Raw genomic sequence first — 14,388 nt, forward strand, 5'->3', positions numbered from 1 at the left:
GCTACGGCTACCGCACCGCCCGCGAGCAGGACGCCCGCACCGATGCCGGTGGCGCGTCCGAGCCCGTCCTGGCCGGTAGCCCCGGGCGCGACCGGGTCCACCACGTCCTCGTCCACGGGCACCCCAGTGCCCATCTGCTCGAAGGCCGGCTCCCCGGTGCCCGGTTCTCCGATGCCCGGCTCTTCAGCACCAGGCTGCTCGGGACCCGGTTCTGCGGCACCCGGTTCTCCGGCGCCAGGCTGATCGAAAGTCGGCTCCCCGACGCCGGGTTCTTCGGCACCAGGCTGCTCGGAATCCGGTTTCTCGGTGGGAAACACCGCGAAAGCGGGAACTTCGGGAGCGGGAGAGTCGGAAGTGGGTTGTTCCGGCGTCGGCTCTCCGGTTCCCTGCCCGGATTCCGGCCACACCCCCTCCCCGGTGTCCTCAACCTTCTCCTCCGACTCCCCCTCCTCCGCACCACCCAGACCATCCCCACCCACCAACCGATTCAACCCGGCCTCGAAACCCCCCGTGAACGCACCACTCACCACCCCCATCCACACATCCTCCAAACCCTGCCCCGTCGCCCCCGCCATGATCACGCCCGCCCCACCCTCACCCGCACCCTCCACACCAGCCGCGAAAAACGGACTGCCCACCGAATCCGGCGCCACCTTCCGACCCAACAAATAACCCCCACCGATCAACCCACCAGCCAACCCACCACCCGCACCCGACAACAACGTGCTCGCGACATCCCACTCCTCCCGATTCCGCTCCCAGAACTGCGCCAACTGCGCCAACGCATCCTGCGCCATCTCCCCCGCGGCCTCCTCCAACGCCTGCCGCAACAACTGCACAGACCAGTTCAACCGCTCCAGAACCCGCCCCACCGCCAACCGGCCGCACGCCACGATCTGCGGCACCCAACCCGCCGTGAAAGGACTCGCCGCAGCCCACAACACCATCTGACCGAAAAAAGCCAACTCGATCACGATCGAATACTCCGCGTGCTCCACCTGCAACGCCAGAGCATGCAAACCCCGCGACTGCTCCCCCGCCACCACCACCAAACGCGGAACCACCCCACCCAAACCATCCACATAACCACGAAAAGCACGCCCGACCGCCTCACCAACACCCCCCTCCACCACACCCGACAACCCCGCCACACCACCGGCCGCCCCCGCCAACCCAACCGACAGCGCCGCCCAACCCCGCGCCAACTCATAAGCCTCGGCCGAACTGATCCGCGGAATCTCCTGCCCCGCCAACAAGATCATGCCGATATCGCCGACCAACGACGGATCAAGATCAACAGGCATCGCGAGGAATCCCGTCAGGCCGGCGGACCGCACGATCCCGTGCCGCGAGGGGACGCTGGACCACCCCGGCCCGGCGCTCGAACGCGTTCACCACCGCACACCCACTGGCGCGGCGGTCCCGGCGCCGCGACAGCGCACCCGACCGCCGGGTGTACGGAGTGGACACGGTGCGCCTTCCTGTCGACGAGGGGTCGACAACAGTGCAGCGGGCGGGGGGGGGGGCGGCCCAAACTCCGGGCCCCCCGCGGGCGCCCGGGCGGTTAGGGGCGGCGGCGTGAGGGACCCGCCCCCCCCCGCCCCGGGGGGGGCGGCCCGGGGGCGGGGGGCGCCCCCCCCCCCCGGGCTCGTACTACCCCGGTACCACCCCGGACGTGGCTCCGCGGTGTGACGACCCGGGCCCGGTCGCACGCCTAGCGTCCCCGCCATGACGACACTCGCCGCACGGTTCGGCCTCCACCCGCGCCCCGGCACCGGCCGCGCCCTCGCCGCAGTGGTGCCCGTGGTGCTCGCCGCCTACCTCGCGGTGCGCGGCTGGCTCTACCCGCTGTGGCCGGAGAACATCGGCGCGATCGGCCACCTGTTCACCCCCGACCCGCGGTTCGGCGGGGCCTGGGGCGGACCCACCCTCGCCGGCGCCTGGCTCGTGCACGCCCTGGTCGCGCTGGGCGGCCAGGTCGTCTGCCTGGTGGTCCTGCGCGCCCTCTACGGACGACCCGACAGCCGCCGGGACCGCCAGGAGCGGCCGGGGCGCTAGGACCGCTCCGAGCAGACCTCGTCGACCGGCGTCACGACGCCCTCGTCGTCCACGAACCGCACGGACACCGCACGTCCGTCGGCCGTCCGGTACGCCACGTTCGACGCGATGTCCGGGAAGTGCTCGTCGCCCCACTGCTGCAACGCGCACAGCACCACGCTCAGCCGCCGGCCCGAGTCGGTGAGGCGGTAGCAGTCACGCGGGCGCTGCCCCGGCTCCCGGTACTCCTGCCTGGTCAGCAGCCCGCTGTCGACCAGCTTCGACAGCCGCGCGGCCAGCACGTCGGACGCGATGCCGAGCCGGGAGCGGAACTCGGAGAAGCGGCTCGCGCCCAGCAGCGCCTCGTTCAGCACGAAGAAGGTCCAGCGCTCGCCGACGAGTTCCACCGCCTTGGCCAGGGAGCAGTCGGAGTCGTCGGGAGCGCCCATGGTCCCCAGTATCGCCCGGTTTGTGCACCCCGATCCAGCCAGGCTAGGTTGGAAAAGCCAACTCAACTTACGGGGGATGCACCATGAAGATCGCCAACTCGGTCGCCCTGGTCACCGGAGCCAACCGCGGCCTCGGCCGGCACTTCGCGCGGCAGTTGCTGGAACGGGGTGCGGCGAAGGTCTACGCGACCGCGCGCAACGCCGACGCGGTCGACCTGCCGGGCGTCGAGGTGCTGACGCTGGACATCACCGACCCGGCGTCGGTCGCCACCGCGGCCGCCGCCGCCGGCGACGTGGACCTGCTGGTCAACAACGCGGGCGTGATCACCGGCGCGAACCTCGTCACCGGCGACCCGGCCGCGATCCGGCTGGACATGGACACGAACTTCTACGGCACGCTGGACGTGATCCGGGCGTTCGCGCCGGTCCTCGCGGCCAACGGCGGCGGCGCGATCCTGAACGTGCTGTCGTCGATGTCGTGGGTGTCCTACGACCGCGCCACGGCCTACAGCGCGGCCAAGGCGGCGCAGTGGAGCCTCACCAACGGCGTCCGGGTGGAGCTCGCGGGCCAGGGCACGCTGGTCACCGGCGTGCACCTGGGCCCGACGGACACCGACATGACCGCGGACCTCGACGTGCCGAAGAACGACCCCGCCGACGTGGTCCGCGCCGCCCTGGACGGCATCGAGGCCGACCTCGTCGAGGTGCTGGCCGACCAGGGGGTCGTCGAGCTGAAGGCCGCGCTGTCCGCCGACCCGCGCACCCTCTACCCGCAGGTGGTGTGACGACGCGTCCGGGGGCGCCGCGGCGCCCCCGGACCCGCGGCTCACGGGTTCAACGCCTCCGTCACCGAGGCCGGGCCGACCAGCGGGACGTCCGGCGAGAGGCCGTCCTCCTCGATCAGCTCGGGCTCGACCGCGTGCGGCCGGATCCTGCCCCCGCGGATGTCCTCCGCCCAGTGGCAGGCCACCTTGTGCCCCGGCAGCACCTCGCGCAGCTCGGGCCGCTCGGTGTCGCAGCGGGTCGCCTGCTTCCACGGGCAGCGGGTGTGGAAGCGGCAGCCCGTCGGCGGGTTCGCGGGCGACGGGAGGTCGCCGGTCAGCAGGATGCGCTCCCGCCGGTCCTCCACCACCGGGTCCGGCACGGGGATCGCGGACAGGAGCGCCTTGGTGTACGGGTGCAGCGGCTCGGCGTAGAGGTCGTCCGAGGTCGCCTCCTCCACCAGGCCGCCCAGGTACATCACGCCGACCCGGTCGGAGATGTGCCGCACCACGGCGAGGTCGTGCGCGATCACCAGGTAGGTGAGCCCGAACTCGTCCTGCAGCTCCTCCAGCAGGTTGACGACCTGCGCCTGCACCGACACGTCCAGCGCGGACACCGGCTCGTCCGCGATGATCAGGTCCGGTTCGACCGCCAGCGCCCGCGCGATGCCGATGCGCTGCCGCTGACCGCCGGAGAACTCGTGCGGGTACTTGCGCAGCGACGTGCTGGGCAGCCCGACCGCGGACAGCAGCTCGCGCAGTCGCCTGCCGGTCGCCTCGCGGCCCTTGTCCAGGCCGTGCGCCCGCAGGCCCTCGACCAGGATCGACTCCACCGACTGCCGCGGGTCCAGGGACGACATGGGGTCCTGGAACACCATCTGCATCCGGCGGCGCATCCGCCGCAGGTCCTCGCCCTTCATCGTCGACAGGTCCGTGCCGTCGAACACGACCCGGCCCGCGGTCGGTTCGGTGAGCCGCAGCACCGCCCGCCCGAGGGTGGACTTGCCGCAGCCCGACTCCCCGACCAGGCCGTAGGTCTCGCCGCGCCGCACCGACAGGTCGACGCCGTCCACCGCGTACACGTGGCCGACCGTGCGGTCGAGCACCACGCCGCGCTTGATCGGGAAGTGGACCTTGATGCCCTCGACGGACACCAGCGTGTCCGCCTGCCCGGGCAGGGACGTCCCCGACTCCGGGGTGACCGCCGTGCTCACACCGACACCTCCTCGGCCACCGTCGGCTTCACCGGGTTGTGGCAGCGCAGCAACCGGCCGCCGCCGATGTCCTCCTGCTCCGGCGTCACCTGCACGCACACGTCCAGCCTGTTGGGGCACCGGGGCGCGAACGCGCACCCCTGCGACCACGGGATGTTGTCCGACACCGAACCGCGGATCGGGTTGAGCTTCTCGCCGCGCGGCGCGTCCAGCCGCGGGATCGACGACAGCAGGCCGTAGGTGTACGGGTGCCGCGGCTCGGCGAACAGCTCGTGCCGCTGCGCCTTCTCCACCACGCGACCGGCGTAGAGGACGTTCACCTCGTCGCACAGGCCCGCGACCACGCCCAGGTCGTGCGTGATCATGACCAGCGCGGTGTCCATGTCGCGCACCAGCTCCTTGAGCAACGCCAGGATCTGCGCCTGGATCGTCACGTCGAGCGCCGTCGTCGGCTCGTCCGCGATCAGCAGGCGGGGTCGGCACGCCAGCGCGATCGCGATCAGCGCGCGCTGCCGCATGCCGCCGGACAGCTGGTGCGGGTACTCGGTCAGCCGCCGCTTCGGGTCGGGGATGCCGACCTTGTCCAGCAGCTCGGCCGCCTCGACCATCGCCTTCTTGCGCGGCATGTCGCGGTGCCGCTCCAGCACCTCGGTCACCTGGATGCCGATCGGGATCACCGGGTTCAGCGACGACAACGGGTCCTGGAACACCATGGCCAGGTCGCGACCGCGCCGGTCGCGCATCTCGCGGTCCCGCAGCGTCAGCAGGTCCACGCCCTCGTACCGCACCGACCCGGTGACCCGGGCGCCGCGCTTGGGCAGCAGCCCCATGACCGCCAGGGACGTCACCGACTTGCCGCAGCCGGACTCACCGACCAGGCCGACCGTCTGCCCCGGCTCCACGTCGAAGCTCACGTGGTCCACGGCGGTGAAGGGCTGGGTGCCCTTGCGTTCGAAGACCACGGTGAGGTCACGCACTTCCAGTAGCGCCACCGCGGCTACCTCCGGTTCTTCGGGTCGAGGGCCTCGCGCAGCGACTCACCGAGCAGCGTGAAGCCCAGCGCGACGACGATGATGGCGAGGGCCGGGAACAGCGCCAGCTCGAACTTCACGTCGATGTAGGCCTGCGACTTGCTCAGCATCAGGCCCCACTCCGCGCGGTTGGGGTCGGGGTCGCCGAGACCGAGGAACGACAGCGACGCGGCCTCGATGATCGCCGTCGCCAGGGTCAGCGTGGCCTGCACGATCACCGGGCCCAGCGAGTTCGGCAGCATGTGCCGGAACACGATGGTGCGCCGCTTCACGCCCAGCGCCGTGGCGGCCAGCACGTGGTCGCTGTGCCGCTGGGCGAGCATCGAGCCGCGCAGCAGGCGGGCGAAGATCGGCACGCTGACCACGGCCACCGCGATGATCACCGTGGTCTGGCTGCCGCGGCTGGCCAGCGCCGCGATCGAGATCGCCAGCAGCAGGCTCGGCACGGACAGCAGGATGTCGGTCAGCCGCATCAGCAGCGAGTCGACCCAGCCGCCCACCGCGCCCGCCACGCCGCCGATGACCATCCCGATGAACCCGCCGACCAGCGTCGCCACGACACCGACGATGAGCGACTGCTGCGAGGCCACCAGCAGGCGGCTGAAGAAGTCGCGCCCGAACTCGTCGCTGCCGAGCAGGAACCCGGGCTGCGGGCCGGGGATCGAGTCGGCCCGCAGGTTCTCCAGCAGCTCCGGGTACCGCGCGAACGGGTCCTTCGGCGCCAGGAACGGCGCGAAGATCGACAGCAGCACGAACGCCAGCACGATGACCGCGCCGGTGATCGCGACGGGGTTGCGCGCCATCCGCCGGAACGCGTCCGCCGCGAGGCTGGTGCCCGCCGACTCCGCCAGCTCGTCGACCTTCTTCTTCTTGCGGTCCACCAAGGAGGTCATGACGTCCGCACCCTCGGGTCGATGATGGCGTAGGAGATGTCGACCAGCAGGTTGACCAGGACGTACACCCCGGCGGCGAGCAGGATCAACGCCTGCAGCCGGGGGTAGTCGCGGCGCTGGATGCCCTCGCTCAGCAACGAGCCGAGACCGCCCCAGACGAACACCTTCTCGGTCAGCACCGCGCCACCGAGCAGCAACCCGGTCTGCAGGCCGATGGTGGTCGACACCGGCAGCAGCGCGTTGCGCAGCACGTGCCGGGTGCGCACGACGGTCGCCTGCAGGCCCTTGGCGTTGGCGGTGCGGATGAAGTCCTCGTTGAGGACGTCCAGCACGGACGCGCGGGTGATCCGCACGATCACCGCGAGCGGGATGCTGCTCAGCGCGATCGCGGGCAGCACCAGGTGCCACAGCGCGTTCAGCGTGGCGTCCCACTCGCCGGTGAGGATGCCGTCGAGCGTCGCGAAGCCGGTGACCCGGGTGGCGTCGATGTCCGCGTCCTGGCGGCTGGACGGCGGCAGCAGGCCGAGCTCCTGGGCGAACACGTACTTGAGCACGATGCCCAGGAAGAACACCGGCACGGCGACACCGGTCAGCGTGCCCAGGATCGTGGCGTTGTCGAAGAACCGCCCCCGGTAGCTCGCGGACAGGTAGCCCAGCGGGATGCCCAGCAGCACGGCGAACAGCAGCGCGACGGCCGACAGCTCGATCGTGGCCGGCAGCGAGCGGCCGATCTCCTCCAGCACGGGGTCCGCGGAGATGATCGAGTTGCCCATGTCGCCGGTCAGCATCCGGCCCAGGAAGTTGAAGTACTGGAGGTAGAGGGGCTGGTCGAGCCCCATGACCCTCTCCAGGGCGGCGATCTTCTCCGGGGTGGCCTTGTCACCCAGCAGCGCGGTGGCCGGACCACCCGGCAGCGAGCGCAGCCAGGCGAACACCAACACCGACAGGACGAAGAGCGTGGGTATCGCTTGCAGCAGGCGGCGAATGGTGAATCGCAGCATGTCGTGGTCCTCGGAACAGCACGAGTGGTGGCGCCCCGGTTCGAGCGCCACCACTCATGGGCTTGGACGGGTCAGTCCTTGGTCACCGTGTCGAAGCGCTCGTCGGTCAGGGGGCTGGGGACCAGTCCCTTGATGTTCTTGTTCACCACGATGCCGGGGGGCGAGTGGGAGATCGGCACGGCGGGCAGGTACTTGCTCATCAGGTCGCGGTTGACCTGCTTCCACGCGTCGGCGTGCTTGTCCGGGTCGACGACGGCGTCGGCCGCCGCGATCTGGTCGAACAGCGCCTTGTCGGTGAAGCCGAACTCCTTCTTCTCCCGGCCGAAGAACGTGCCGGGGAAGTTGCCCGCGTCGTTGTAGTCACCGGTCCAGCCGAGCAGGTGCAGGTCGTGCTTGCCGAGCTTCTGCACGTCGTCCTTGTAGCCGCCGTTCCAGGGGCGGGACACCGTCTCGATGGTGATGCCGACGGCCTTCAGGTCCTCGGTCATCGCCGCGGCGTAGTCCACCGGGTTCGGCATGTACGGCCGGCTGACCTCGGTGGGCACGTAGAACTTCAGCGTGAGGTTCTCCGCGCCGGCCGCCTTCAACAGCTCCTTGGCCTTGGCCGGGTCGTAGTTGTACTTGGTCACGTCGTCGGCGTAGCCCGCGACCGTCTTGGGCTGGAACTGCGTCGCGACCTCGGCGCCCTCGGGCAGCTTGGTCTTGACCAGCTGGTCCCGGTTGATCGCGTAGGCGATGGCCTGGCGGACCCGGACGTCCTTGAGGGCCGGCGTGTTGGCCTCGTTGATGCCCAGGTACATGATGTTGAACGCGGGGCGGATCAGCACGTCGAAGCCGTCGCTCTTGAGCGACTTGAAGTCCGCCGGGCTCGGGAAGTCGTAGCCGTCGATCGTGCCGGCCTTCAGCTCCTGCTTGCGCGCGTTCTCGTCCTCGATGACCTTGAAGATGATCTTGTCGAGCTTGGCCTTGTCACCGTAGTAGTCCTCGTTGCGGACCAGGGTGATCGTGTTGTTGGCCTTGTCGTAGCTCTCGAACTTGAACGGGCCGGTGCCCGTCGGGTGCTCGGTGGCGTAGGCCGGGTAGCTGAAGGACTCGCCGGACTGCGTGACGGTGTCCGCGTCGTACTTCTTCAGCGCCTCGGGGCTGGAGATCGAGAACGAGGTCAGGCCGAACGCGGCCGGCAGCGCGCTGCTGAACGAGTTCAGGTTCAGCACCGCGGTGTTCTCGTCCTTGGCCTCGCACGACTTGTACAGCGGCGTGCCGCCGGCGTCGCCCTCGTTCTGGGCGAAGCCCTTGAAGACGTCGCCGTAGTAGATCATCTGGCTCTGGGCCGCGGAGCCCTTCATGTTGAACCAGCGGTCGAAGTTGAAGCAGACCGCGGCGGCGTTGAACGGCGTGCCGTCGTGGAACTTCACGTTCTTGTGCAGGTCGAACGTGACGCTCTTGCCGTCCTCGGAGAGCTCCCACTTGTCCGCCAGGCCGGGCGCCAGGTCGGCGGTGCCCCGCTTGTAGGTGACGAGCGTCTCGTACATCTGCCGGATCGGGCGGAAGCTCTCACCGTCGTCGTTGAAGATGGGGTCGAAGTTCTTCGGCTTGCCGGCCGCGCCGAAGATCAGCGTGCCACCCGTCTTGCCGGACGCGTTGTCTCCCCGGTCGGATTGCGCACAGGCGGACAGTGCGAGCACGGCGACGCCGGTCAGGCCGATCGCGGCCGTCCATCGGCGTCGTGCCGTTCGGGAAAGAGCCATCAAAACACCCCTAGGGAAATCCGGGATCTCACGGTGTGGTCAGGGACCCTAACCGGTCCCCACAACCCTTCCGGCGCAGCACAGGTCACGATCCGGCCACGCGACTGGACATTCTGATACGTCCGGCGCATCTTCGCTGACCCAACGTGACCACGGACGATCGGGCAAACGCCCTCCTACGCTGTACAACGGACAACAGCAACCCGCACACGCGGAGGGGAGGTCGCCGGTGAGCCCTGTGGTCGAGTTCCGCGTCCTCGGCCCGTTGCAGGTGCTGGTCGACGGCGAGCAGATCGTGGTGCGGGCGGGGCGGCAGCGCTCGCTGCTCGTGTCGTTGCTCATGCGCGCCGGCGCCGGCGTGTCGGTCGACGAGCTGGCGGAGCACATCTGGGGCGCCGACCCGCCCGCGCGGGCGCGCGGCACGTTGCAGACCTACGTGATGCGGCTGCGGCAGGTGCTCGGACCGGCCGTGCCGATCCGGACCGTGCCCGACGGCTACCTCATCGACGTCGACGAGCGCACGATCGACGTGATGCGGTTCGAGCAGCTCGTCGAGGAGGGCGAGCGCGAGCGGGCCGCGGGCAGGCTGGAGTCGGCGTCGGCGATCTTCACCGCCGCGCTGGCGCTGTGGCGGGGACCGGCGATGGTCGACGTGCCGTCGGAGGTGCTGCACCGCGACGAGGTGCCTCGGCTGGGTGAACGGCGGCTGCACGTGGAGGAACGCCGGGTCGAGGTCGACCTGGAGCTGGGCCGCCACGCCGAGCTGATCCCCGAGCTGTCCCGGCTGACCAGCGAGCACCCGCTGCGGGAGCGGCTGTGGGCGCAGCTGATGGTCGCGCTGTACCGGTCCGGGCGGCAGGCCGACGCGCTCGGCGCGTACCGGCGGGTCAGCGGGCTGCTGGCCGAGCAGCTGGGCATCGACCCCGGCGACGAGCTGCGGCGCGTGCACCAGCAGGTGCTCGGCGGGGCGCCGTCGCTGGACGCCGGTCAGGGCGCGGCGGCGCGGCGGGACCGGGTGGTGCCCTCGCAGCTGCCCGCCGACATCGGTGACTTCGTGGGCCGCGAGCAGGCCGTTCAGCTGATCGAGGCGTTGCTGCGGACCGCGCAGGGTGTGCCGGTGGTCACGTTGGCCGGGCCGCCGGGCGTGGGCAAGACGGCGCTGGCCGTGCACGCGGCGCACAAGATGCGGCACTTCTTCCCCGACGGGCAGCTGTACGTGAACCTGCGCGGGTACGCCCAGGGGTCGCCGCTGAGCGCGGTGGACGTGCTGCCGCGGTTCCTGCGGGCCCAGGGCGTGCCCCCCGAGTCGGTGCCGCTGGACCAGGACGAGCAGGAGGCCATGTTCCGGTCGCGGTTGACCGACCAGCAGGTGCTGCTGGTGCTGGACAACGCGGCCAACGCCGAGCAGATCCGGCCGCTGCTGCCCGGCTCGCCGGGGTGCGCGGTGCTCGTGACCAGCCGGGACACCCTGCGCGGGCTCGCCGTCAGCCACGCCGCGTCCAACGTGCGGCTGGACGTGCTGGACCGGGCCGAGACGCGGGCCCTGCTGGCCGGGATGCTCGGCGCGGAGGTGGTGGCGTCGCAGTCGGAGGCGGCCGACGAGCTGGCCGAGCTGTGCGCGCACCTGCCGCTGGCGCTGCGGATCGCGGCGGCGAACCTGCTGTCCCGGCCGGAGATCACCATCGCCTCGTACGTGGAGGAGCTGCGGGCGGGCAACCGGCTGGCGGCGCTGGCCGTGGAGGGTGACGAGCGGGCCGCCGTGCACGCGGCGTTCGACCTGTCCTACACGGCGCTGAAGCCCGAGCTGGCGTCGCTGTTCCGGCTGCTCAGCCTCGCGCCGGGCGACATCACCCCGGACGTGGCGGCGGCGTTGGGCGGGCTGACCACGCAGGACGCCCGGCGTCGGCTCGACCGGCTGGCCACGGCGAACCTCGTGGACAACCACGCGCCCGGCCGCTACCAGTTCCACGACCTGCTGCGCGACTACGCGGCCGAGCGGCGCGAGTTCGAGGACGACCCGGCGGAGAGCGCGCAGGCCGCGCGGCGGCTGCTGGACTGGTCGATCCGGTCGGTCGACAACGCCACGGACGCGTTCAAGAGCACGCTGCTCCGGCTTCCGCGCAACGACGTCGTGGCCGGCGTCACACCGCGCCTGTTCTCGACCACGGCGGAGGCGCTGGCCTGGCTGGACGCCGAGCGCGGCAACCTGGTCGGGCTCGTCGTCCACGCCGCCGGCCGACATCCCGACCGCGACGTGTGGCAGCTGGCCGACGCGTTGCGGCGCTACTTCTACACGATCGGGTTGCCGGTGGAGTGGCTGGCGACCGCGAAGGCCGGGTTGGCCGTGGCGCAGTCCTCCCAGGACGCGGTGGGCGAGGTGGCGATGCTGTCGTCGCTGGGCACGCTGTACTGGGCGATCGGCCAGCACCGGGTGGCCGTCGACTACTTCCGCCGGGCCATCCCGATCCAGCAGCGCACCGGCGCCGCACCCGCCGTCGAGGCGGCCGTGCTGGCGAACCTGGGCGCGGTGTGCATCGACATCGGTGACCTGGAGCAGGCCGCCGAGCACCTGGAGCGCGCGCTCGTGATCACGCGCGCCATCGGCGCGTTGCAGCAGGAGGGCATCGCCCAGCTCAACCTCGGCGGCGTCTACATGCAACTCGGGCAGCTGGACCGGGCGATGTCGTCGTTCGAGGGCGCGCTGGACGTCGGCAACCGGCTCGGCGCGTGGATGACGCAGGCCGACAGCCACCGCGCGCTGGCCGAGGTGCACCTGTTCCTGGGGCAGCCGCAGCGGGCCGCGGAGCTCTACGAGCGGTGCGGCGAGCTGTACGAACGGGCGGGCGCGCGGGGGTTCGCGCACTTCCCGCACGAGGGCCTGGCGCTGACCTACATAATGCGGGGCCGCTGGGCCGACGCCGCGCGCGAGGCCGAGCGGGCCGCGGCGATCGCGGAGGACCTGGGGAACCTCAAGGGCCTGTGCGACGCGAAGAACGCGCTGGGCGAGGCGCTGGGCGGGCTGGGGCGGCTGGAGGAGGCGGTGGAGCGCACGACGGAGGCGCTGCGGATCGCGGAGGAGACCGGCTACCCGCTGGGCATCTGCGCGGCCCGGCGCAGCCTCGCGCTGGTCCACCGCGCGGCGGGCCGGTTGGACGAGGCCCGGTACTCGGCCACCCAGGCGCTGGACAGCGCGGCCCGCTACCGCCTGCGGATCGCCGAGGCCGACGTGCTGGTCGTGCTCGGGCGGGTCAGGTTCGACCAGGGCGACGTGTCCCAGGCGCTCGACCTGGCGCGGCGGTGCCTGGAGCTGAGCGGGACCACTGGGCAGCGGTGCGTGCAGGCGCGGGCTACCCACCTGGCGGGCGACGCCCTGGCCGCGACCGGCGACGTCGCGGGCGCGCGGAGGCACTGGCGCAGGGCGCTGGAGTCGTTCACCGCCATCGGGTCGCCGGAGGTGGACGTCGTGCGCGCGTCGCTCGACGGCTGGAACTAGCGTCGACCACCGCGGTGGTGGTGCGCGGCGGGCCGTCGGGCCGATCAGTCGACGATGATCACCCGGTCGGCGCGGGACTTCGTGCCGTCCACCGCGAACCAGCCGCGTTCGAACGCCTGCCAGCGCAGCAGGTGGGCGCGGCTCGGCTCGCCGTCCCGGGCCACCGCACGGCGCAGCCGCTCGGCCGGGTCCGGCACCTCGACCCAGACGGCCTCGTCCAGGCGCGGCGCGATCGACCGGCGGGCCGCCGAGACGCCCTCGACGACCAGCACGTCCGGCACCGGCACGTCCACCCACTCACCCGGGTGCGGCAGGCCGCCCGACCAGTCCACGCGCTGGTAGCGGGCCGCGCGGCCGTGCCGGAGCGGCTCCAGGACGTCGGCCACCAGGCGCGGCCACCACGACACCGGGTCGGTCCAGGTGGCGAAGTGGTCGGTCGGCACCACGGCCGCGCCCAGCCCTTCGGCGCGCAGCCTGCGGACGAGGCGGGCCGCGTAGGTCGACTTGCCCGAGCCCGACGGCCCGTCGACCGCGACGAGCCTCACATGCTGCGCCGACCGGACAGGGCCCGACCGAGGGTGAGCTCGTCGGCGAACTCCAGGTCCCCGCCCATCGGCAGGCCCGACGCGAGCCTGGTGACGGTGAGGCCCGGGAAGTCGCGCAGCATCCGCACCAGGTACGTCGCCGTCGCCTCGCCCTCGGTGTTCGGGTCCGTGGCGATGATGATCTCCGACACGTCCGTGCCGATCCGGGTCAGCAGCTGCCTGATCCGCAGCTGGTCCGGCCCGACGCCCGACAACGGGTCGAGCGCGCCGCCCAGGACGTGGTAGCGGCCCTTGAACTCACGGGTCCGCTCGACCGCGAGCACGTCCTTCGGCTCCTCCACCACGCAGATCAGGGTCAGGTCGCGACGCGGGTCGCGACAGATGCGGCAGGTCGCCTCGGCCGAGACGTTGCCGCACACGTCGCAGAACACCACGCCGTCCTTGACCTTCTGCAACGCGTCCTGGAGCCGGCCGATGTCGGCCGGGTCCGCGGCGAGCAGGTGGAAGGCGATGCGCTGCGCGCTCTTCGGACCGACGCCCGGCAACCTGCCGAGCTCGTCGATCAAGTCCTGGACGGGCCCCTCGTACATCAGCCGAACAGCTTCCCGAGACCGCCCAGGTCGTCCATCCCGCCCATGCCGCTGGCCAGCGGACCCATCTTCTGGGCGGCCAGCTCCTGCGCGGCGCGGTTGGCGTCGCGCACGGCCGCGACCACCAGGTCGGACAACGTCTCGACGTCGTCCGGGTCGACCGCCTTCGGGTCGATGCTGAGGCTCTTGAGCTCGCCGCCGCCGGACACGACGGCGGTCACCAGACCGCCGCCGGCGGTGCCGGTCACCTCGGCCTCGGCCAGCTCCTGCTGAGCAGCGGCGAGCTGCTGCTGCATCATCTGCGCCTGCTGGAGGATTTGCTGCATGTTGGGCCCACCGGGTTGCACCGCGGGTTCCTCTCTTCGGGGTCTGCCGCCGTTCACCAGCGTAGTCGCGTCGATCAGCCCTTCAACGGCCGCGCACCGAGCTCGTCGGCCAGGAGCTTGAGCACGACGGCCTCCGGGTCGAGCCGCTGGTCGTCCGCGTCGCCCGGTCGGGCGGCCTCGGCCAGCATCTCCTCCTCGTCCACCGGCTCCGGCGGGAGGGGCTCATCGGGCTCCGGCGGCTCGGGGGGCGGCGGCACGTCGTCGACCGGCGGGCGGCCGGACGGCTGGCGGCTCGCGTCG

General features: G+C 71.6%; 13 protein-coding genes and 1 pseudogene. 4 read left to right on the forward strand and 10 right to left on the reverse strand.

The annotated features are described in order from the left end of the window. Positions 1 to 194: 194 nt before the first annotated feature. Positions 195 to 1,568 (forward strand): hypothetical protein, encoded by a 1,374-nt coding sequence (locus tag AB0G02_RS16490; RefSeq protein WP_360794542.1) that lies wholly within the window; start codon positions 195 to 197, stop codon positions 1,566 to 1,568. A gap of 160 nt (positions 1,569 to 1,728) precedes the next feature. Beyond that, complete coding sequence (locus AB0G02_RS16495; protein WP_360794524.1) at positions 1,729 to 2,058, forward strand: hypothetical protein; 330 nt, start codon at positions 1,729 to 1,731, stop codon at positions 2,056 to 2,058. Here the strand turns inward: AB0G02_RS16495 and AB0G02_RS16500 are convergent. After that, positions 2,055 to 2,486 (reverse strand): helix-turn-helix domain-containing protein, encoded by a 432-nt coding sequence (locus AB0G02_RS16500; RefSeq protein WP_360794526.1) that lies wholly within the window; start codon positions 2,484 to 2,486, stop codon positions 2,055 to 2,057. The two genes, AB0G02_RS16495 and AB0G02_RS16500, sit on opposite strands and share 4 nt — an antisense overlap. Positions 2,487 to 2,569: 83 nt before the next feature. Here AB0G02_RS16500 and AB0G02_RS16505 point away from each other — a divergent pair, with 83 nt between their 5' ends. Next, positions 2,570 to 3,271 (forward strand): SDR family oxidoreductase, encoded by a 702-nt coding sequence (locus AB0G02_RS16505; protein ID WP_360794528.1) that lies wholly within the window; start codon positions 2,570 to 2,572, stop codon positions 3,269 to 3,271. A gap of 41 nt (positions 3,272 to 3,312) precedes the next feature. Here AB0G02_RS16505 and AB0G02_RS16510 read toward each other — a convergent pair whose 3' ends face one another. The 5 genes from AB0G02_RS16510 to AB0G02_RS16530 form a co-directional block, all read right to left on the reverse strand. Next, on the reverse strand, positions 3,313 to 4,425 hold the full coding sequence (locus tag AB0G02_RS16510; protein ID WP_360794544.1) for an ABC transporter ATP-binding protein: 1,113 nt from the start codon (positions 4,423 to 4,425) through the stop codon (positions 3,313 to 3,315). Positions 4,426 to 4,457: 32 nt separating this feature from the next. Then, entirely contained in the window at positions 4,458 to 5,453 is a 996-nt protein-coding gene (locus tag AB0G02_RS16515; protein ID WP_360794530.1) for an ABC transporter ATP-binding protein, read from the reverse strand. 5 nt (positions 5,454 to 5,458) lie between these two features. Then, positions 5,459 to 6,385 carry an ABC transporter permease gene (locus AB0G02_RS16520; RefSeq protein ID WP_360794532.1) on the reverse strand — a complete coding sequence of 309 codons (927 nt, stop codon included), beginning with the start codon at positions 6,383 to 6,385 and terminating at the stop codon, positions 5,459 to 5,461. Continuing rightward, entirely contained in the window at positions 6,382 to 7,386 is a 1,005-nt protein-coding gene (locus tag AB0G02_RS16525) for an ABC transporter permease (RefSeq protein ID WP_360794534.1), read from the reverse strand. The genes AB0G02_RS16520 and AB0G02_RS16525 overlap by 4 nt, the downstream gene beginning before the upstream one ends. 71 nt (positions 7,387 to 7,457) lie before the next feature. Then, a complete protein-coding gene (locus AB0G02_RS16530; RefSeq protein ID WP_360794536.1) occupies positions 7,458 to 9,134 on the reverse strand; it encodes an ABC transporter substrate-binding protein in 1,677 nt (558 codons plus the stop codon). A 229-nt stretch (positions 9,135 to 9,363) separates the two neighbouring features. On the opposite strand from AB0G02_RS16530, the gene AB0G02_RS16535 reads away from it, so the two are divergent. Beyond that, on the forward strand, positions 9,364 to 12,627 hold the full coding sequence (locus tag AB0G02_RS16535) for a BTAD domain-containing putative transcriptional regulator (RefSeq protein ID WP_360794538.1): 3,264 nt from the start codon (positions 9,364 to 9,366) through the stop codon (positions 12,625 to 12,627). Positions 12,628 to 12,671: 44 nt separating this feature from the next. Here AB0G02_RS16535 and AB0G02_RS16540 read toward each other — a convergent pair whose 3' ends face one another. From AB0G02_RS16540 to AB0G02_RS16555, 4 genes and pseudogenes are all read right to left on the reverse strand, one after another. Next, the gene (locus tag AB0G02_RS16540) at positions 12,672 to 13,172 is read right to left on the reverse strand and encodes a hypothetical protein (RefSeq protein WP_360794540.1); all 501 of its coding nucleotides are present in this window, start codon (positions 13,170 to 13,172) and stop codon (positions 12,672 to 12,674) included. After that, positions 13,169 to 13,762, reverse strand: coding sequence for a recombination mediator RecR (gene recR / locus AB0G02_RS16545; protein WP_123744628.1), 594 nt, complete (start codon positions 13,760 to 13,762; stop codon positions 13,169 to 13,171). Before recR ends, AB0G02_RS16540 begins: the two co-directional genes overlap by 4 nt. Then, a complete protein-coding gene (locus AB0G02_RS16550; protein WP_360794546.1) occupies positions 13,762 to 14,088 on the reverse strand; it encodes a YbaB/EbfC family nucleoid-associated protein in 327 nt (108 codons plus the stop codon). Before AB0G02_RS16550 ends, recR begins: the two co-directional genes overlap by 1 nt. A 74-nt stretch (positions 14,089 to 14,162) precedes the next feature. Continuing rightward, positions 14,163 to 14,388 (reverse strand): annotated as a pseudogene (locus AB0G02_RS16555) (DNA polymerase III subunit gamma/tau); the annotation flags it as partial.

The organism is Actinosynnema sp. NPDC023658 (genome assembly GCF_040639995.1).
GTDB lineage: Bacteria > Actinomycetota > Actinomycetes > Mycobacteriales > Pseudonocardiaceae > Actinosynnema.